Below are 19,509 nucleotides of genomic sequence, written 5' to 3' on the forward strand. Positions count from 1 at the left end.
ACGATGGCACTGAGCACGGATTCACTCCTCTTGTTCGGTATCCATATCACGTTGACGGGCAATGCTTCTCACTTGACGATGTGTCGTTATGCGTGGGCCGGAGCCCATCGGGTGTCGATGCGGTCGTCCCATTGCAGCCGACCGAGTGCGTCGAGAATCCGGTCGCAGCAGGGCAGGTGCAACCCCTCGAATTTGGGTGCCGGATAGGGAATGTCGAAGCCGCAGACGCGCAGCACCGGCGCCTGCAGGTGATGGAAGCAGCGTTCCTGAACCCGGGCCGCGATCTCGGCTCCCACCCCGGCGAATCCTTGGGCCTCGTGCACCACGATGCATCGACCGGTCTTTCGCACCGATGCCGCGACGGTCTCGTCGTCGAACGGGACGATCGACCGCAGGTCGATCACTTCGACATCGCGCCCGTCGTCGGCAGCAGCGGCGGCAGCCTGCAACGCGGGTTCGACCGCGGGCCCATACGCGATCATCGTGGCGTCGTGTCCCGACCGGAGTATTCGCGCTCTCCCGATCGGGGTGCCTCGCTCGAGGTCGACGTCGTCGCGGGAAAAATAGAGGCGTTTGGGTTCGAGGAACACCACCGGATCGGGGTCGTCGATCGCGTGCCGCAACAGACTGTAGGCGTCCGCGACCGACGCCGGCGCAACGACTTTGAGGCCGGGAGTGTGCGCGTAGTACGCCTCGCTGGAATCGCAATGATGCTCGACCCCGCCGATACCGCCGGCGAACGGTATCCGGATCACCATCGGTGCCGACAGCGCACCTTTGGTGCGGTTCCTGAGCTTGGCGACGTGGGACACGATCTGCTCGAACGCCGGGTAGGCGAAGGCGTCGAACTGCATCTCCACCACCGGGCGAAAACCCGCCATCGCCATGCCGATGGCGAACCCGATGATTCCCGATTCGGCCAGCGGTGTGTCGAAACACCGATCCCTGCCGAACGTTTTGGCGAGGCCGTCGGTGACACGGAAAACCCCACCCAGGTCGCCGACGTCCTCGCCGAATACCAACACGGATTCGTCTTGCTCGAGTGCGTCGCGGAGCGCAGTGTTGAGAGCCTGCGCCATGGTGATCACGGTCATCCTTGTCAGGCCTCCCGGGCCTCGGCGGCTAATTCCGCTCGCAGCTGCGATTGTTGTTCGCGCAGTTGACTGGTCGGTTCGGCGAATACGTAACGGAAAAGGTCGTCGACATCAGTCGGCCGATCGGCGTTGATCCCGACTCGTAGCGCCGCGGCGCGGTCTTCGGCTTCGGCGGCGACAGCACTCACATGGGCGTCGTCAACCAGGCCTTCGGCCCGCAGGTAGGTCTCGAGCCGGGCGATGGGATCCCGCGCGCGCCAGTGCGCGACTTCGTCGTTGGTCCGGTACCGGGTTGGATCATCGGCGTTGGTATGACCCTCAACCCGGTAGGTATGAGCTTCGACGATTACGGGGCCATTGCTGTCCAGCACATAGCTACGCGCTTCGTCCATCACCGCCAGCATCGCCACCGGATCGTTGCCGTCGACCTGCTCACTGCCGATGCCATATCCGATACCTTTGTGCGCCAACGACGGGGCGGCCGTCTGCCTCGACAATGGCACGCTGATCGCAAAACCGTTGTTCTGCACCAAGAAAATCACAGGCGCACCGAAAACCGCCGCGAAGTTCAGGGCTTCGTGAAAGTCGCCTTCACTGGTCGCACCGTCGCCACAAAGCGCCAGCACCACTGCGTCGAGGCCTTTGCGGGTCTGGGCATGCGCCAGCCCGGCCGCGTGGAGAAGCTGGGTCGCCAACGGCGTGCACTGCGGTGCGGTGCGGTGGCGTGCCGGGTCATAGCCGCAGTGCCAATCGCCTGCCACCATGGTGAGGACCTCGACAGGATCCACACCCCGGGTGACCAACGCCATCGAATCGCGGTACGTCGGGAACATCCAATCCGTTGCCCGCAGCGACATCGCGGCAGCGACCTGACAAGCCTCCTGTCCTCGTGCGGACGGATACACCGCCAACCGGCCCTGCTTGGTCAGCGCCGTCGCCTGTTCGTCAAAACGGCGCCCCAGAACCATGTTTCGGTACATGTCGACCAGTCGTTGACCGGACGGCCGGAGGTACCTCGCAGCACTGTCGGTCAGCTGACCCGTCGGGTCGAGGTACTGCACGGGAGCGTCGGCCGGAAGAAAATTCGCGTACGTCGTGCCGACGCGCTCAACCACCGCCACAACTGCCTCCCAATTTGACTACCTGCGCTCCAATAGTCGACGTTTGTGGCCATTAATGCATCGTGGCCGCGGGACTTGAGGATGTATTGGCCTAGCCATGAGGATTTATATGCATACTGTTCATACCCCTGATCGAACGAGGCGAGGCGGCGAACAGATGGACGACGACACGACAGCATCTCTGGAACTGGACGATGTCGATCGGCGGCTGATCCGGGAATTGGTCAAAGACGGCCGGGTGTCGATGCTGGAGTTGGCCAAGCGGGCGCACATCTCTCGCACCCATGTGTACGCGCGGATCGAGCGGCTCGAACAGCGCGGGATAATCGAGGGCTTCACCGCACGAATCAACCTGGAAAAAGCCGGCTTTGCGACGTCGGCGCTGATCGCGTTGTCCATTCAACAGGACGCCTGGCGCGGCTTGTCGGCACAGTTGAAGACACTGCGGTTCGTCGAACGGTTCACTCTGGTGGGCGGCGACTTCGACGTTCTCGTCGTGGTCCGCGCCCCCGACAATGCGACCCTGCGCACGGTGGTGCTGGAACGGCTGCACGGCATGGCCGGCATCCGCGCAACCCGCACCTGGTTGGTGTTCGAGGAGTGGAATGGCCTGCCGGCCGGCTGGTTTTGAACAGCGCTACGTCAAGCCGGAAGCGCTGCGCCCACGGCTTTCATCCGGCGGCGGGCCAGTATCCGGGCGGCGGCGGCGGTGGTGATGTCCTCGGCCTCACTGATCGCGTAAACCTCGATGACGGTATCGCCGATTCGTCTGGTGTGCGCAGCGACAGTGTCGTCGTCCCACCCGAGCACTTCGCGACCGATAAGGTGGAAGGCGCCTCCGGCATTGGCGACGAAGTCGGGCGCATACAGAATGCCGCGGTCGCGCAGAATGGCACCGGCCTGGTCATGAGCAAGGATGTTGTTGGCCGCCCCGACGACCGCGGACGTGGTCAGCCGCGCGGCAGTTGCGCTGTCGATGACACCGCCCATCGCGCACGGCGCGAAGATATCGCAGCGTGTGGTCGAGACGTCTTCGGGTTCGACGACGGTGCAACCGAATTGGCGAGCCCAGGTGAGACGCGCAACGTCGGTGTCGGAGACCAACAATCGGGCGCCGGCTTCCGACGCGAAAGCGGCCAACTGGCCGCCGACCGCGCCCAGCCCCTGGATCAGAATGGTCAGTCCGTCGAGCGCTCCGAGGCCGGCATGTACGGCGGTAGCCTGCATGGCTTCAAACACCCCGAGCGCGGTGTTGACGGCGCTGGAGCCGGCGCCGCCGCGATCAGCCGAGCGGCCGAAGACGAATTCAGTTGTCTCGTTGAGGATGTCCATGTCGGCGGAGTTGGTGTTGACGTCGGGTCCCGTCCAGTAGGTGCCGTTGAGCCGGTCGATGTTCTCGGCATGCAGTTCCAAGATCCGCTGCCAGGCCGCCGCCTCGATGTCTTTGCGCGGCGACGGAAGCACGATCACGGATTTCCCGCCGCCCATGGGAAGGCCGCTCACCGCCATCTTCAACGTCATTGCCCCGGCGAGTTTCCCGGCGTCGTCCAGGGCGCCGGAAAGCGACGAATACTGCGCCGCCCGGGTGCCGCCGGCCGCCTGCCCTAACCGCGTCGAGTCCACCCGGATGACAAACGATGCCCCGGTCTCGGGGTCGTGACGGGTCACCGTCAATTCCCCGTCCCAGCGCAACACATCGTCCAAACTCATGATGAAGCCCTTCTGACCGGAAACCCTATGCGTCTACAGAACCTAGGTATCTGACGATAGGCTTGCATCTGACGCCGCGAAAATGGACACAGATTGTCCACATCCACCGGATCGGAGTGCATCATGTTCAGTCGGCCGAGCCGCGACTCGATCCCGGAGAGCATGTTGCGTGGATCCCACCGACGGGTGAATGGGCGCGTCGGTCCCGGTCAGCCGGCCTCCGTTCCCGCCACCGCGATCCGCGATGATCTCCGCGGCGATCGAGACCGCCGTCTCCTCGGGCGTGATCGCACCGAGTTGCAGACCGATGGGTGCCCGCAGCCGGCCGAGTTCCCGTTCGGTCAATCCGATTTCACGCAGCCGAGCCGCACGGTCAGCATGGGTCCGCCGGGAACCGATCGCGCCGACGTACGCCGGTCGCTCCTTCCAGCCCCCATCACGCAGGGCGAGTTCGAGCAAGGGGACGTCGAATTTCGGGTCATGGGTCAACACCACCAAGACGGTGCGACCGTCAACGCGACCGGCGTCACGCTCCGCCCTCAGATAACAGTGTGGCCACTGCACCACGATGTCGTCGGCATCGGGAAACCTTGTCGGCGTGGCGAATACCGCTCTCGGATCGCAAACGGTGACGTGATAGCCCAGAAACGCGCCGATTCCCGCGGTCGCCGCGGCGAAGTCGATCGCCCCGAAGACGATCATCCGGGCCTGCGCGTGATGCGCGGACACGAAGATCTCGAGTTCGTCGTCGATACCACCGCCTGTTGAGCGGTAACGCAGCACCGCCGGGCCACCGGCGCTCCATGTTCCGCGTACTGTCCGCGTCACATAGGCGTCGGCGCGAGCTGAGCCCAGTGAGCCGCTGATCGAACCGGGTCGGACGATCAGTCGCCGGCCCACCCAGGCCGGGTCCCTCGCCCGGACGGTTGTTGCGACAACCATCGACTCCCGCTTCGGGCCAACCACTTCGCCGAACTCCGGATAGCTGTCGCGGTGGATCCTCTCGATGAAGATCTCGAGGGTGCCGCCACAGGTAAGGCCTGCCTCAAAGGCGTTGTTGGCCAACCCGAAACACTGCAGAACCGGTACTCCGTCCGTGAGCACCTGAAGTGCCAGTTCATACACGGCCGATTCGACACATCCGCCCGACACGCTGCCGATGACCGAACCGTCCTCGGCGACAAACATCATCGACCCGGGCGGCCGCGGCGCCGAATCCCACGTTCGGACCACGGTCGCCGCCGCGACCGCTTCGCCGCGCAGCCACCGCTGGCGTATCTCCTCGCTCACACCCACTGCGCAATCCGCGTGGAGATCTTGTCGACATGGATGGTGCCGCGGTGAATCACCGCCCGCACCCGCTCGGACAAACCGTGCACGCCGATGTCGGTGCCGTCCAACAGCACGAGGTCCGCTCGCTTGCCGGGCGCCAACTCACCGATCTGGTCACCGACACCGAGCAATTCGGCCGCCGACGTTGTTGCCGCGCGCAGCGCATCGGCCGGCGAGAGGCCCTGGCCATGCATCAGCTCAAGCTCGGCGAGGTTGTGCCCGTGGGGCGCAATCCCGGCATCGGTTCCCATCGCGATGCGGACGCCCGCGGCGTGCGCGAGCCTCAGCGATTCGCCGTGTGCCTCGACCACGTCGGCCACCTTTGTCCGAGTGGTCGCGGTGATGCCGGCGCCAGTCTGCGCCAGGCGTAAGAGGGCGTGCGGTGCGGATAGTGTTGGCACCAGCCAGGTTCCGTTGTCCACCATCATCGCGACCGCTTCCTCGTCGAGATGCACCCCGTGCTCGATGGAACGAACACCGCACCGCACGGCATTCTTGACACCATCGGTGCCCTGCGCGTGCGCCATGACGTGGACCCGCGCGGCTCGAGCCTCAACCATCATCACCGCAAGTTCTTCGGCGGCGAGATGCGCGCGGCGAGGGTCACTGCACGGGCTGACGACCCCACCCGTGGTGGCGACCTTGATGACGTCGGCGCCGGCGCGGATCAGTTCTCGGACCTTGCGGCGCATCTCGTCGACGCCGTCGACGATTGTCGACGGGCAGCCGGGGTGGGGCGGCCACAGGGCGTGCACGCACTCGCCCGATGGCATCCATTCGTCGGCGTGGCCGCCGGTCTGGCTGAGCATACCGATCGCGATTTGCATGTCGGGGCCGTCGATCAGCCCGGTGTCCACCGCCTGTTTGACGCCGAGGTCCGCGCCGGCCGCATCTCGGACAGTGGTCACTCCGGCGTGCAGGGTCAAGCGCAGGTTGCGGACTGCCTGAAAGAACCTGAGCGAGAACGGACTTTGGATCAGCCGTAGTACGTCGACATCGTCGAGCGTGACATGGACGTGGCAGTCGATAAAACCCGGTACCACCAGGTGTCCGGTGGCATCCAGCGCGGAGTCGCCGTCCAGGCCCGGCCCCACCTCGACGATGCGTTCACCGTCGATGACCACATCGGCGGGAGACGCCGTTCCGGAGACCGGATCAAAAACGCTCCCACCGTGGACGAGCAGCCGCGGGCTCACGGTCCCTCCGCCGATTGCCGGTAGAGCGTGTTGATCCAGATGGTTGTCAACGCGTCGGTCGCCGCGGCCGGGTCGGCGAACGGTCGCTGCCCGAACGATGCCAGCAGGTAGCGCTCGTTCATCCACGTCAGGGCGCGCGCCACCTCGCCAGGCTGCGCAATCTGGCTGCGGCCCTCCGCGATGTCCGCTTGGATCCGGCGCGCGGTCGCCGTCACGAGACCTTCAGCCAGAGCGGAATACAGCTCGCTGATCTCCGGGTCGTATCTCGCGGTATCCGAGATCGCCTGGATGAGCCGGCCGTGTTCGACGAATATCTCGGTCAGGTCGGCCAGGCTGTGCCGAAGATCGGCGGCCGGGTCATCGTGATCGGCCATCCACTCGTCGGCGACATGACCCAACTCCAGACCGACGTCGTCCAGCATCGCCATCAGCAGATGCTGACGATCCTCGAAATGCCGGTAGAAGGCGGTCCGGGCGACCTCGGCAGCGGAGGTGATGTCGTCGAGCGAGATCTCAGCCCAGGGCTGGTTCTCCAGCAGGCGATGGGCGGCGTCGAGTAGCCGTCGCCGGGCATTGCGCCGGTGTTCGCGCCGGCGCGCCTGCAGATCGCTTTGTCGCGTCGTCACATCGCCAAGTCTGGCACGTCCAGACGGCATGTACAACTATAACGTTGACACCGTGTCACAGATGAAGTTACGGTGTCCGGACCGATGATGTTTCCGGCGGATCGAGCAGCGAGGGATCGGACCGTGCGAGTCAGTTTGTCGTTTACCGGGTTCGGCTCAATCCTTGCCGACCTGCCGGCCGTCCGGGCCGCCGACGAAAACGGTTTTGACGGTCTGTGGTACGCCGAACACATCGGCGCGCACGATGCGGTGGTGCCCGCGACCGTGTACTTGCGGGAGACCGAGCGGCTCGAAGTCGTCCTGATGGGGATCAGCGCCGCCGGACGTCACCCCGGCGTGGCCGCGATGGAGCTGGCGTCGCTGGCCGAAATCGCACCGGGCCGGGTCCGGGCGGCGATCGGGACCGGGGTGCCGGACATGATCGCCACGCTCGGCAAGTCGATCGACAAGCCGATCGCGTCGACGATCGCGCTGCATCGTGCGCTCAAGAGCGCGCTGGCCGGCGACGAGCTGACCGCCGAATTCCCCGGATTCCGATTCGAGCAATACAGGTTGAACCCGTTGTCCGCGCCGCCCGCGCTGGACATCATGGCCGTGCGCCCGCGGATGGTGGAAACCGCCGCCCGCTATGCCGACGGTGTCTGCCTGAGCGCCGGCTCATCGCGCAAGTACCTGGCCGAGACCGTGAAACGGGTGGAGGCGACACTCACCGACACCGGCCGCCCGCGTGACAACTTCCGAATTTCCGCTGTGGTCACCGCATTCATTACCGACGACGTGCAGACGGCCCGCATTCAGGTGGCGGAGCTGCTGTCCGCGTTCGACCCGGCGACCACCGAATACCTTGCCGCCGGGGCGATCCCGGACGGCGCGCTGGTAGAGGCAATCGCCAGGGGCGGCCCCGTCGAGGCCGCCAAGGTCCTCACCCCCGAGGTTGTCGATGCGGTGGCGATGGTGTGCCCGCCCGAAGCCGTCGGCGAATCGTTGGCGGCCTACGCCGAGACCGGCATCGACGAGATCGCGATCGTGCCGTTCGCACCCCCCGACCAGTTGCCCGACCTCCTCGCGCTGATAGCCGAGTCCCGCCCCCGGCTCGCCGCCCAACTCGGACCAAAGAACGGAACCCGCCCATGACCGACACCGACACCCTGCTCGAGGGCGACGCACAGGAGATCATGCGCCTGCACCGCGAATTCGTCGACGCCAACGGTCCGCTCGACTCGAGTTATCTGCGGCGACGCGTGACCGCGATACCCGACGAACTGGTCTGGTACAACCTCAACGGCGCGGTCTACGTCGGGCAGGATCACATTGCGCAGCTGTGGGACATGCTGTCGTCGGCCATGGGGGGCGAGGCAATAAGCGCCGAGCTCCGGGACGAGCGCATCGAGGTGGTCGGTGATGTCGCCTGGGTGACCTACCTCAACCACTACCAGGCCGACTTCGGCGACCTGGGCAACTACAACGCCGGCATGCGCAGCACCGAGATCTGGCGGCGCCGCGAAGGCGACTGGGAGCTGGTGCACGCGCACTTCTCCGCCCATGCACCCGATGCGACCGGTGACCGGTAGCGACCATGGAGCGATTCTCGGTGTCGGGCCCGGTCGGTCTGATCGGGGGTGTACGACGAACATCTGACGGACCGGGAACTCCCGTCGTCTTCGTCCACAACATCAACGGCGCCGCCGCGCAGTGGTCGCCGGTGATGGAGGCACTCGCTGACCGCGCCACGGTGGCGGTCGACTTACGGGGACAAGGGTTTTCCGACCCCGGCGGAACCTACGGCGCCGCGGATTACGCCGCGGACGTCGCGGCGGTCATGGACGGTCTCGGCATTGCGCGCGCCCATCTGGTGGGCGCCTCTTTCGGTGGCAGCACGTGCGTCACACTCGCGGCTACCCAGCCGGCGCGAGTTGCGTCGGTGACGGTGATCGGTGGAGCGCTGCGTGTCGCCGATGTGGACAGCGCCGCTGTCGTCGGTGAGTTACGCCAGCTCGGCCCGACGCTGTTCTTCGAGAAGTTCGCCGCGCTGAGCTTTGCGCCCGGTACCGACGACGCGCTGCTTGCCGACTCGGTCCGCTGGGCGGTCCGCAACGACAGCCCCACGGTCGAGCACATCATCGACGGCGCATTCTCAGCCGACATTTCCGCGGCCGCAAGCCAAGTAGACGCACCGGCTCTGGTACTGACCGGCGAACACGATCAAACATGCCCCCCGGTGCTCGGCGCCGAGTTCGCGGCGGCACTGGGTACCGGGTGCCGCGTGCTGGCCGGGCGCGGGCACTTGGCCCACATCGAGGATCCGATGCTCGTCGCCGGGCTGATCGACGAACACCTGCGGCACGTCGACAGCGTGCCGATCCGCTGAGGCTTCGCAATGCATCCGGCTCCATTCGATTACCTGGCAGCTACTTCAGTCGACGACGCCTGCGCCGCCCTACGTGAAGATCCCTGCGGTACCCGGGTTCTCGCCGGCGGACAGAGCCTGATGCCACGGATGGTCCGCAGGCTGGAGCGGCCCCGACGGCTGGTCGACATCACCCGGATCGCCGAACTACGCGATCTGCACACCACTGTCGATGGATTGCGCATCGGCGCCGCCGTCACCCAACGCACCACCGAGTTCTCTGCCGCAATCGCCGGTTTCCATGTTCTCGCGCAAGCGCTTCCCCGCGTGGGCAAAGTGACCACACGCAACCGGGGCACGGTATGCGGCAGCATCGCCCACGCCAACCCGGCGGCCGAACTCGGTGTCTGTCTGCTCGCCCTCGGGGGTGCGGTCACCGCCGTCTCATCGAATGGGTTCCGTCAGATCGCAGCGGCCGATTTCTTCCGGGCACCGCATCGAACCGACCTGCGACCCGGTGAACTGGTGCACAGCGTCATGTTTCATCGGCCGAGGACCGAATCCGTCGGGTATTTCGACGAAGTCACGCTGCGCGGTGCCGGCGACACGCCACTGATCAGTGCCGCCGTCACCGGCAGCGTCGTCGATGGCGAGGCCACCGACGTGCGCATCGTGGTCGGCGGCGCCGGACAGATACCGGTGCTCGCCGATCCGGCGAGTACCGGCGGGCTGTCCGGGCGACTCGACGACGACGCGGTCGAGCGTGCCGCCCATAACTTTTCAGCGGGCCTCTCCTTCACCGGCGACCCGCACGGCTCCGCGGACCATCGCCGTCGGCTCGCGGTACATATTGTCGCGCGGCTGTTGCGTCGGCTACGGAAGGACCTGCCGTGACCATCGAGCTACGGGTGAACGGTAGACCGACCCGTGCGGATGTGCCCGCGCGGATGTCACTGGCCGACTTCCTGCGCGAGCGGCTCGGCCTGACCGGTACTCATATCGGCTGTGGTCAAGGATTGTGCGGCAGTTGCAATGTGTTACTCGACTCTCGTTCGGTGCGCGCGTGTTTGACGCTGGCGGTGCAGGCCGACGGGTCGGATGTCGTGACGATCGAGGGCCTGAGCCACTCGGCGGAGCCCTCTGCGGTCCAGGACTGCCTGATACGACACCGTGCGCTGCAGTGTGGCTTCTGCACCCCCGGATTCGTGGTGTTGATCGAAGAGCTGCTGGCCGAGGTCGACGCGGGCGCCCGACCCACGTCGGCCGAACTGCGGGATCGGTTGGCCGCGTCGTTATGTCGCTGTACGGGTTACGCGCCGATCGTGGCGGCCACGGAGGAACTCGTCGCCGCCAAGATTGTCGAGCAGAGCCGATGAGCGCGCCACGGCAGGTCGGTGCGGGCCCGCCGGGGCCGCACCTGCGGCGGTTGGCGGCCGGCGGCGGGCGCTATCTGGCTGACGAATACGCCGCCGGCGAGCTGCATTTGGTGGTGGTCCGCTCCCGGGAACCGCACGCCCGCATCTCGGTGGATCCGCGGCGGGCCCGTGCCGCGCCCGGCGTTCACGCGGTGCTGGTCGGCTCTGATGTTCGCGATGTTACCGAGCCGATGGGGATGATGTGGAATGCGCAGATCCAGGCCTCCGCACCCACCTGGTGCCTAGCGACGGACAAGGTCCGTTACGTCGGTGAGCCGATCGCCGCCGTTGTCGCCGACGACGCGTATCAGGCGGAGGACGCCGCCGAACTCGTCGAGGTCCACTACGAGCGGCTGCCCGCGGTGGTCGACGCGCGTCCGGACAGCCAGCCACTGCTCTACGACGACTGGCCGGATAATGTGTTCGGCCGCAACCGTTTCGAGGCGGGCGATGCCGCCATCGCGCTCGACGATGCGGCGGTGGTCGTCAGCGGGCGCTACACCAACAGCCGCGTCGCTGGATTGTCGTTGGAGGCCCGCGGGGTACGCGCCATCTGGGATATCACCGGCGAGTCGGTCACGGTCTGGACCTCCACGCAATCGCCGCACCAGGTCCGCAGCTCACTCAGCGCGACGCTGCGGGTCCCGGAGAGCTGCGTCCGCGTGCAATGTCCTGATGTCGGCGGCGCGTTCGGCAACAAGGCGTGCGCCTACATCGAGGAGACTCTGGTGGCCTTCGCGGCCCGCGCCGTACGCCGGCCGGTCCGCTGGATCGAGAACCGGTCGGAGGCGTTCGTCGCCACGGTGCACGGTCGCGGCACGGTCGTCGACCTCGAATTGGGATTCACCGCCGACGGAGCGATCTCCGGGCTGCGGGCCAATGTCCTGCTCGACTGCGGCGCGACGCCGTACATGGTGGGCTGTGGGACCGGGATGGTCACCGCGGCTACGGTGCTCGGTCCGTACCGAATTCCCGACGCGCTGTCCGAGTTGGTGGCCGTGGTGACGAACAAGACACCGATTGGCGCCTACCGCGGATTCGGCATGCCCGAAGCGACGTTCGCCATCGAGCGCGCGATGGACGAGGGCGCGCGGCGGCTCGGCATCGATCCGATCGAGATCCGCCGGCGCAACCTGCTGCGCCCCGACGAGCTGCCGTACTGGACGGCGGCAATGATGTGTTTGGACAGCGGACGCTACAGCGAGTTGCTGGATCTTGTTGCCGCGCAGATCGACTGGCCCCGGACGCGGCGGGAGGCTGGCGAAGCCCGCAACGACGGGCGCCTGGTTGGCGTCGGTGTCGCATGCTACCTGGAGGCCACCAATTTCGGCCCGTCGTTGACGGCGGCGATGATGGGGATCAACAGCCCGGGCCACGACCGCGCCGTCGTCCGGATGGATGAGTCGGGCTTGGTCACGGTATTGACCGGCCAGATTCCGATGGGTCAGGGACTCGAGACGGTCCTGGCGCAGGTCGCCGCCGACGAGCTCGGGGTGCCCCTGGCGTCGGTGTCGGTGATCTGCGGGGATACGTTGGCTTGCCCGTATACCGGGTACGGCAGCGGCGGCAGCCGGGGCGCCGGCGTCGCCGGTTCGGCGGTGATGATGGCGTCGCGGCGGCTGCGCGAGCGGATGCACGGCATTGCCGCCCACCTGCTGGAGGCCGCCGATCCCAGCGCGGTGCGCGACGTCGAGGGTGGCTTCGCCGACGAATCAGGCTGCACGGTAACGGTTTCCGCGGTCACCGAATCGGCCTATCAGGCTCGGGATCTTCCACCTGAGACCGAGCCCGGGCTGGAGTCGTCGTATACCTACGATCCGCAAGCGTTCGCGTTCGCCTATGGCGCGGTGGCCGCCGTGGTGGAGATTGACCGCGACACCGGGGCGGTGTCGGTGCAGCGCCTGGTGTTCGGGCACGACTGCGGTGTGCAACTCAACCCGGCCAACGTCGCCGGGCAGATCATCGGCGGCGCCGCCCAGGGACTCGGCGCGGCGCTGTATGAACAGCTGCCGTACACCGCCGACGGGCAGCCGGTGGTCGAGTCGCTGTGGGACTACTTTCCGCCGCTGCCGGGCAACATGCCCGCCGTCGAGCTGGTCCACCTGGAGACACCATCGCCGTTCTCGCTCAACGGCGCCAAGGGCTGCGGAGAGAGCGGCGCGATCCCGCTGCCCGCGGTGCTGGCCAACGCCATCCGCGACGCGCTGGATTCGGAGAGCAGCGAGGTCGTCGACACCATTCCGATCACCGCGGAACGCTTGCTGGCCGTGCTCGATCGAGAGAACACCACCACTCAACCGAGGGAGACAGTATGAAGTACGCATCGCAGGAATGGCTGGATCGGCAGCGCGAGCTGCAGCAGGCGTTCGGTCGGCGGCCCGGCGCGTCGGCGCGGGTGCAGTATCGCCTCACTCACGCTCCCGACGGTGATGACATCCGCTATTTCGCCGACGTGCAGGATGGCCGCATCGTCGACCAGCGAATCGGCGACGACCCGGCTGCCGATGGCACCATGTCGGCGTCGTACGCCGATTCTGTCGCGATGCTGCGCGGCGAGCTGGCGCCGAATGCCGCGTTCATGGAGGGCCGGGTCAAGCTGTCCGGCAATGTCGCGAAGCTGGCGGCGCTGATGCCGATTACGCAGACCACCGAATACCGCAACCATTACGCGCAGCTGGTCGAGGAAACCGAATTCTGACCGATGACGTTCTCGTTACTGGCCCGCGAGCCGGCCACCGGTGCGTTGGGTGTTGCATCCCAGTCCCACTATCTCGGCGTCGGGGCGGTAGTGACGTGGGCCGAAGCGGGCGTCGGCGTGGTGGCGACCCAGGCGATTCCGGACCGTGCCTACGGCCCGCGGGGCTTGGCGTTGATGAGGCAAGGCAACTCCGCCGCCGAGGCATTATCGCTACTGCTCGACGCGGACCCCCATCGGGAGCTGCGGCAAGTCGCCTACCTGGACTCGTCGGGGTGCCTGGGCATCCACAGCGGGAACCGGTGTGTCGCGGCCGCCGACGTCGCGGCCAACGATCACGCCGCCGCGCTGGGCAACATGCTGGAGAGCGACGCGGTGCTCGGCGCGATGCTGCGCGGCTTCGAGCAAGCCGAGGGCGATCTGGCCCATCGCCTGATCGCCGGCCTGCGTAGCGGCGACCGGGCGGGCGGCGACATCCGTGGCAGCCAGTCGGCCGCGTTGCTCGTCGTCGACGGTCGGCGCACCGACGCACCGTGGGAGGGTCTGCTGCATGACCTGCGAGTCGACGACCACGCCGATCCGATCGGCGAACTGGCTCGGCTCGTGGAGCTCCACGACGCATTCGACAAGGTGTCGCGGGTGGTGTTCGACCCGTCGGGCGCCATTCTCGGTGCTCAGCGATCCGACGCCGAATACACCGCGGCCGCAACGGCACTCGCAGCCGCCGACGGTGTGCTGGGCCCTAATCCCGAGGCCACATTCTGGTCTGCGGTGCTGCACGCCCGCTGGGGCCGATGCGACGAGGCTCAACGCCTGCTGGCCGACGCCACCCGGCGCAACCCGCGCCTAACACGATTTGTGGCGCGGCTGGCCGATGCCGGGATTCTGACCGCGGAGGACGCCGCGCTGCTGTCATGAGCGCCGCCCGCGTTCGACAATGCGGGTGGCCTTGCCGGCCGAGCGCTCGATCGAGCCGGATTCCACGACGCTCACGATGACGCTGACGCCGATCCGACTCTTGATCTGCTGCGCCAGTGCATCAGCGGCGAGCTGACGGTGCTCGACGGCAACGCCGGGGCGGTGCTCCACCCGAACCGTTAGCTGTTCGAGCCGGCCCGGACGGTCGAGCACACACTGAAACTGCGGCGCCAAGGCGCGCTGAGCCAAGATCAGTTCCTCGATCTGGCTGGGGAATACGTTCACGCCGCGCAGGATCATCATGTCGTCGCTGCGCCCGGTGATCTTGCGCATCCGGCGCATGGAGCGAGCGGTGCCGGGCAGCAGTGCGGTCAGGTCGCGGGTGCGATACCGGATGACCGGAAACGCCTCCTTGGTCAACGACGTGAACACGAGTTCGCCGTCACTGCCATCGGGCAACACCTCTCGGGTGTCCGGGTCGACGATCTCCGGGTAGAAGTGGTCTTCCCAAATGTGTAGACCGTCTCTGGTTTCCACGCATTCCTGCGCGACGCCGGGACCCATCACCTCAGAGAGGCCATAGATGTCGACGGCGTCTATCCCGGCGCGGTGTTCGAGTTCAGCGCGCATCTCCTCGGTCCATGGTTCGGCACCGAAAACACCGATGCGCAGCGACGTGCTGCGTGGGTCGATGCCCGCCGCGTCCATGGCGTCGACGATGGTCAACATGTAGGACGGGGTGACCATGATGGCGTCGGGCGCAAAGTCGGTGATCAGCTGGACTTGTCGTTCCGTCATGCCACCCGACATCGGAATGACGGTGCAGCCGAGTCGTTCGGCCCCGTAGTGAGCGCCGATCCCGCCGGTGAAAAGCCCGTAACCGTAGGCGATGTGGACCTTGTCGGTGGAGCGGACGCCACCGGCGCGCAGCGAGCGGGCGACCAGGCTGGCCCAGGTGTCAATGTCGGCAGCGGTGTAGCCGACGACGGTCGGACGCCCGGTGGTGCCGGAGGATGCGTGCAGCCGCGCCACCTGCGACTGGGGCACGGCGAACATGCCGAACGGGTAGTTCGCCCGCAGATCGGCCTTGGTGGTGAACGGGAACAGCGCGAGGTCGCCGAGCTCTTTGAGGTCGCCCGGGTGTACCCCGTGGGCGTCGAATGCCGCCCGGTAGTGCGGAACGTTGCTGTAGGCGTGCCGCAGGGACCATTGCAGCCGGTGCAGCTGCAGCGCGCAGATCTCGTCGCGGGAGGCGGTCTCGATCGGCTCGAGCTCATCCGGCGGGCGGGGGACGCGCGCGCCGGGACGGTCGACGGTTTCGGTCATAGCTGACTCCTCGGTCGCGGGTCAGGCGTCGAAGTCGACGATGACGGTGTCGCTCGACGGAAACGATTGGCAGGTCAGCACGAAACCAGCGTTCACTTCGGCGGTTTCGAGCGCGTAGTTCCGGCGCATGTCGACGACGCCGTGGGTCACCTTGGCGCGGCAGGTGCCACACACTCCACCCTTGCACGCGAAGGGCAAGTCGTCGCGGGACCGTTGCGCGGCGTCGAGCACCGTGCTGTGCCGCGGCAGGCTGCGCGTGCTGGAACGCCCGTCCAGGATGATGGTGACCTCGCTGGTGGGCCCGTCCGAGGTGGCATCGACGTGATGGACCGGTTGCGGGGCAACATCTTCGACGAAGAACAGTTCTCGATGGACCCGGTCCTCGGCGACGCCGAGGTCGCGCAGCACCTGTTGGGCCTCGATGACCATGCCGAGCGGCCCGCACAGCCAGAAATGGTCGACGGCACCGATCGGGACAAGCGTTTGCAGCAGCGCCTGGATGCGGGCGGCGTCGAGACGGCCGCTGAACAGGTCCACGCCGCGGGGCTCGCGGGAGAGAACGTGGACCAATTCGAATCGCGCCCGAAACCTGTCCTTGAGGTCGGCGAGTTCCTCGGCGAACATCACCGAGTTGACGTGCCGATTCCCGTAAAACAGCGTCACGTGCGAATCAGGTTGCCGCAGAACGCTCTCGGCGATCGAGAGGATCGGGGTGATGCCGGATCCCGCGGCGATCAGCACGTGTCGTTCACCGCTCTGCGGTGCCGCGGCAAAGCTGCCCGACGGTGTCTGCGCCTCGACCGTGTCGCCGGGACGGATGTCGCGGACAAGCCACGGGGAGAAGTTACCGCCCGCGACTTCCCGCACACCGATCCTTAGCGGCCCGCCGGCCGGTGCGCAGATCGAATAGCTGCGCCGTTCTTCGTTGCCGTCCACCGTCTTTCGCACTGTCACCGACTGTCCGGGGCGGAACGCGAAGTCGGCTCGCAGCTCGTCGGGTATCGCGAACGTGATGGCGACGGCGTCGGTGCAGAGGTGCTGCACCGCGGCCACCGACAGCGGGTGAAATGGTCTGGTGCGGGTGGGCATTCTAGATCTCCTTGACCCGCTCGAACGGCTCGGCGCAGGACCGGCAGCGGTGCAGCGATTTACACGGTGTGGCACCGAATTCCGAGGTCATTTCGGTGTCGACCGACCCGCACCGCGGGCAGCCGACCACCTGGCGACGCGGAGTCAGGGTGAGCAGCACCGGGCCGGCGCCCGAGCTGGACACGACCCCGGGCGGCGCGATGCCGTAGTCGGCGAGTTTGCGCCGGCCGTCGGCGCTGATCCAGTTCGAGCTCCACGCCGGGCTCAGCGTCGTGCGGACCTGCGCGTCGGCGAACCCCGCCGCGACCAGCGCCCGTCGCAGATCAGCTCGGATAGCGGCCATCGCGGGGCAACCGGAATACGTGGGCGTGATGGTGACGACCACCCGGCCCTGCTCGTCGCAGGACACGTCGCGCAGCACCCCGAGGTCGGCAAGTGTCAGCATCGGCATCTCCGGGTCGGTGACCGCGGCGACGGCGCGCCGCGCCCGGTCCAGCGGGATCACCACTGCCCCAATGGGTGTGCGCGGGCGACCGACTGCATCTCGGCGAGCAAGACTCGCATCGCTTCGGTGTGACCGCCGTCGCGCCCGGTCCGGCCACCCGCAGTCGCCGTCGCCGGAATCGGTAGTTCGGCGGCGTGAAGCACCTGCGTCATCACCGCGTCGAACTCGGCGCGCAGGTTGGCCGGGTCGACACCGGCGCCGACCGTCGCCAGCCGGATCTCGATCGGATGGCCGGTGAACAGCTCGCCGACGTACGGCCAGACCACGGCGACCGCCGCATCGACGCGGCGACGGGATTCGTCGGTACCGCGGGCCAGCGTGATCAGCCAGCGGGCGGCGTAGTCGCGATGGTAGGTAACCTCTTTGACGCCCTTGGCCGCCACCGCCGCCAGGACCGGATCGCGGGAGCTGCCCAACCGGTGCAGCAGCGCCAGCCGGTAGGTGGCGAAGACGAGCAACCGGGTGATGGAGACGGCGAAGTCGCCGTTGGCCGGTTCGACCAGCCGCACGTTGCGGAACTGCGGTTCGTCGCGGAAGAACGCGAGCCTATCCTCGGCGGAAACGGGCGACCCCGCGGGCAGGACGGGCACCACGCCGGGGTCGGCGGCCGCGGCGCGGGCCAGCAGCAGTCGCGCCTGGCCGAGCAGGTCCAGGCCGATATTGGCCAGTGCCACTTCCTCTTCGAGTTCGGGTGCGCGGGTGACCCATTGGGTCAGGCGCTGCGCGGCGATCAGCGCGTCGTCGCCGAGCATCAGGCAGTAGCCGGCCAGATCCGTGCCGTCGATACCGTCGGCCAGGCGGGTGTCCACCCCGGCCAGCGGGTCGTCAAAGCTGGTCCCGAACGCCCACTGGTCGGCGGCGTCGAGGTCGACGAGGCCGGCGTAGGCCGAATCGTGGTCAATCATGGCTGCTCCTCACCTCACATGTGCGCGACGGTGTCGGGGATGTCGTAGAAGGTGGGATGGCGGTAGACCTTGTCGCCGCTGGGCGCGAAGTACGGGTCTTTCTCGCTGGGGCTCGACGCGGTGATCGCCGCGGAACGCACCACCCAGATGCTGACGCCCTCGTTGCGTCGGGTATAGACGTCGCGGGCGTGGCGTAGAGCCATCTCGTCGTCGGCGGCGTGCAGCGATCCCACATGGACGTGGTTGAGGCCACGCTTGCCGCGGACGAACACCTCATACAGCGGCCAGGCGGCATCAACCTGCTTGCTGCTCATCGTGTTTCCTCTTGTCGGCGAAGGCGGTAGCGGCCTCCCGTACCCAGCGGCCCTCGTCGTGGGCGGATCTGCGGGTGGCGATCCGTTCTTCGTTACAGGGGCCGTCCCCGTTGACGACGGCCATGAACTCCGACCAGTCGGGCGCGCTGAAGTCGTAGGATCCGCGCTGCTCGTTCCACACCAAACCGGAATCGGGAAACCGGACCCCGAGGACCGCGCCCTGCGGGACCGTCATGTCCACGAACCGCTGCCGCAGCTCATCGTTGGTGTGGCGTTTGATGCCCCAGGCCATCGACTTGGCGGTGTTGGGTGACTGGTCGTCGGGTGGCCCGAACATCATCAACGCCGGCCACCACCACCGATCCACCGCGTCTTGCACCATGACGCGTTGCGCATCCGTCCCGCGCATCATCGTCATCAGCAGTTCGTAGCCCTGCCGCTGGTGAAACGACTCCTCCTTGCAGATCCGGATCATCGCGCGGGCATAGGGTCCATACGAGCTGCGGCACAGCGGCACCTGATTGCAGATCGCCGCGCCGTCGACCAGCCAGCCGATCACACCCACGTCGGCGTAGCTGCGCGTCGGATAGTTGAAGATCGACGAGTATTTCTGCTGGCCGGCAATGAGTTTCGCGGTCAGGTCGGCGCGGTCGGCGCCGAGGGTTTCCGCGGCCGAATACAGGTACAGGCCATGGCCGGCTTCGTCTTGCACCTTGGCCAACAGGATCGCCTTGCGACGCAGCGACGGAGCCCGGGTCAGCCAATTGCCCTCGGGCTGCATGCCGATGATCTCCGAATGCGCGTGCTGGGCGATCTGGCGGATCAGCGTGTTGCGGTAGCCGTCGGGCATCTGATCACGCGGCTCTACCCGCTGCCCGGCGGCGATCACCTTGTCGAAGGTGTCAGTCATCGGATG

21 protein-coding genes are annotated in these 19,509 nt (G+C 66.9%); 9 read left to right on the forward strand and 12 right to left on the reverse strand.

What is annotated here, in order from left to right:
- Positions 1–86: 86 nt before the first annotated feature.
- Positions 87–1,094: an alpha-ketoacid dehydrogenase subunit beta gene (locus Q0W90_RS03300; RefSeq protein WP_297697664.1), complete on the reverse strand. Its 1,008-nt coding sequence runs from the start codon at positions 1,092–1,094 to the stop codon at positions 87–89.
- Between the two features lie 5 nt (positions 1,095–1,099).
- Positions 1,100–2,215: a pyruvate dehydrogenase (acetyl-transferring) E1 component subunit alpha gene (gene pdhA / locus Q0W90_RS03305; RefSeq protein WP_297593649.1), complete on the reverse strand. Its 1,116-nt coding sequence runs from the start codon at positions 2,213–2,215 to the stop codon at positions 1,100–1,102.
- 157 nt (positions 2,216–2,372) lie between these two features.
- Here pdhA and Q0W90_RS03310 point away from each other — a divergent pair, with 157 nt between their 5' ends.
- A complete protein-coding gene (locus tag Q0W90_RS03310) occupies positions 2,373–2,846 on the forward strand; it encodes an Lrp/AsnC family transcriptional regulator (RefSeq protein WP_297697662.1) in 474 nt (157 codons plus the stop codon).
- Between the two features lie 11 nt (positions 2,847–2,857).
- Here the strand turns inward: Q0W90_RS03310 and Q0W90_RS03315 are convergent, their stop codons facing one another.
- The 4 genes from Q0W90_RS03315 to Q0W90_RS03330 are packed head-to-tail and all read right to left on the reverse strand — an operon-like array spanning position 2,858 to position 7,079.
- Positions 2,858–3,925: a Glu/Leu/Phe/Val dehydrogenase family protein gene (locus Q0W90_RS03315; RefSeq protein WP_297773144.1), complete on the reverse strand. Its 1,068-nt coding sequence runs from the start codon at positions 3,923–3,925 to the stop codon at positions 2,858–2,860.
- A 42-nt stretch (positions 3,926–3,967) separates the two neighbouring features.
- Complete coding sequence (locus tag Q0W90_RS03320; protein WP_297773146.1) at positions 3,968–5,221, reverse strand: XdhC/CoxI family protein; 1,254 nt, start codon at positions 5,219–5,221, stop codon at positions 3,968–3,970.
- Positions 5,212–6,453, reverse strand: coding sequence for an amidohydrolase family protein (locus Q0W90_RS03325; protein WP_297697659.1), 1,242 nt, complete (start codon positions 6,451–6,453; stop codon positions 5,212–5,214). Before Q0W90_RS03325 ends, Q0W90_RS03320 begins: the two co-directional genes overlap by 10 nt.
- On the reverse strand, positions 6,450–7,079 hold the full coding sequence (locus Q0W90_RS03330) for a TetR/AcrR family transcriptional regulator (protein WP_297593638.1): 630 nt from the start codon (positions 7,077–7,079) through the stop codon (positions 6,450–6,452). The genes Q0W90_RS03325 and Q0W90_RS03330 overlap by 4 nt, the downstream gene beginning before the upstream one ends.
- 123 nt (positions 7,080–7,202) lie before the next feature.
- On the opposite strand from Q0W90_RS03330, the gene Q0W90_RS03335 reads away from it, so the two are divergent.
- Genes Q0W90_RS03335 through Q0W90_RS03370 form a run of 8 tightly spaced genes read left to right on the forward strand, consistent with a single transcriptional unit; the run spans position 7,203 to position 14,454 of the window.
- Entirely contained in the window at positions 7,203–8,213 is a 1,011-nt protein-coding gene (locus tag Q0W90_RS03335) for an LLM class flavin-dependent oxidoreductase (RefSeq protein WP_297593636.1), read from the forward strand.
- Positions 8,210–8,650, forward strand: coding sequence for a nuclear transport factor 2 family protein (locus tag Q0W90_RS03340; protein ID WP_297593634.1), 441 nt, complete (start codon positions 8,210–8,212; stop codon positions 8,648–8,650). Before Q0W90_RS03335 ends, Q0W90_RS03340 begins: the two co-directional genes overlap by 4 nt.
- 5 nt (positions 8,651–8,655) lie before the next feature.
- Positions 8,656–9,447: an alpha/beta fold hydrolase gene (locus Q0W90_RS03345; RefSeq protein WP_297697657.1), complete on the forward strand. Its 792-nt coding sequence runs from the start codon at positions 8,656–8,658 to the stop codon at positions 9,445–9,447.
- 9 nt (positions 9,448–9,456) lie between these two features.
- Complete coding sequence (locus Q0W90_RS03350; RefSeq protein ID WP_297593630.1) at positions 9,457–10,320, forward strand: FAD binding domain-containing protein; 864 nt, start codon at positions 9,457–9,459, stop codon at positions 10,318–10,320.
- Positions 10,317–10,802 (forward strand): (2Fe-2S)-binding protein, encoded by a 486-nt coding sequence (locus Q0W90_RS03355; RefSeq protein ID WP_297593628.1) that lies wholly within the window; start codon positions 10,317–10,319, stop codon positions 10,800–10,802. The genes Q0W90_RS03350 and Q0W90_RS03355 overlap by 4 nt, the downstream gene beginning before the upstream one ends.
- On the forward strand, positions 10,799–13,156 hold the full coding sequence (locus Q0W90_RS03360) for a xanthine dehydrogenase family protein molybdopterin-binding subunit (RefSeq protein WP_297697655.1): 2,358 nt from the start codon (positions 10,799–10,801) through the stop codon (positions 13,154–13,156). The genes Q0W90_RS03355 and Q0W90_RS03360 overlap by 4 nt, the downstream gene beginning before the upstream one ends.
- Positions 13,153–13,539, forward strand: coding sequence for an SCP2 sterol-binding domain-containing protein (locus Q0W90_RS03365; RefSeq protein ID WP_067251162.1), 387 nt, complete (start codon positions 13,153–13,155; stop codon positions 13,537–13,539). The genes Q0W90_RS03360 and Q0W90_RS03365 overlap by 4 nt, the downstream gene beginning before the upstream one ends.
- A 3-nt stretch (positions 13,540–13,542) precedes the next feature.
- The gene (locus Q0W90_RS03370) at positions 13,543–14,454 is read left to right on the forward strand and encodes a DUF1028 domain-containing protein (protein ID WP_297593618.1); all 912 of its coding nucleotides are present in this window, start codon (positions 13,543–13,545) and stop codon (positions 14,452–14,454) included.
- Here the strand turns inward: Q0W90_RS03370 and paaK are convergent.
- The 6 genes from paaK to paaA are packed head-to-tail and all read right to left on the reverse strand — an operon-like array spanning position 14,449 to position 19,503.
- Positions 14,449–15,780 carry a phenylacetate--CoA ligase PaaK gene (gene paaK, locus Q0W90_RS03375; protein WP_297593616.1) on the reverse strand — a complete coding sequence of 444 codons (1,332 nt, stop codon included), beginning with the start codon at positions 15,778–15,780 and terminating at the stop codon, positions 14,449–14,451. The two genes, Q0W90_RS03370 and paaK, sit on opposite strands and share 6 nt — an antisense overlap.
- 21 nt (positions 15,781–15,801) lie before the next feature.
- The gene (gene paaE, locus Q0W90_RS03380; protein WP_297593610.1) at positions 15,802–16,869 is read right to left on the reverse strand and encodes a 1,2-phenylacetyl-CoA epoxidase subunit PaaE; all 1,068 of its coding nucleotides are present in this window, start codon (positions 16,867–16,869) and stop codon (positions 15,802–15,804) included.
- A gap of 1 nt (position 16,870) precedes the next feature.
- Entirely contained in the window at positions 16,871–17,377 is a 507-nt protein-coding gene (gene paaD, locus Q0W90_RS03385; RefSeq protein WP_297593608.1) for a 1,2-phenylacetyl-CoA epoxidase subunit PaaD, read from the reverse strand.
- Positions 17,371–18,279 carry a 1,2-phenylacetyl-CoA epoxidase subunit PaaC gene (paaC, locus tag Q0W90_RS03390; RefSeq protein WP_297593606.1) on the reverse strand — a complete coding sequence of 303 codons (909 nt, stop codon included), beginning with the start codon at positions 18,277–18,279 and terminating at the stop codon, positions 17,371–17,373. Before paaC ends, paaD begins: the two co-directional genes overlap by 7 nt.
- 14 nt (positions 18,280–18,293) lie before the next feature.
- Positions 18,294–18,593, reverse strand: coding sequence for a 1,2-phenylacetyl-CoA epoxidase subunit PaaB (gene paaB, locus Q0W90_RS03395; protein WP_297593604.1), 300 nt, complete (start codon positions 18,591–18,593; stop codon positions 18,294–18,296).
- Positions 18,574–19,503: a 1,2-phenylacetyl-CoA epoxidase subunit PaaA gene (paaA, locus tag Q0W90_RS03400; RefSeq protein WP_297593602.1), complete on the reverse strand. Its 930-nt coding sequence runs from the start codon at positions 19,501–19,503 to the stop codon at positions 18,574–18,576. The genes paaB and paaA overlap by 20 nt, the downstream gene beginning before the upstream one ends.
- Positions 19,504–19,509 lie beyond the last annotated feature (6 nt).

The organism is Mycobacterium sp., assembly GCF_025933915.1.
GTDB lineage: Bacteria > Actinomycetota > Actinomycetes > Mycobacteriales > Mycobacteriaceae > Mycobacterium.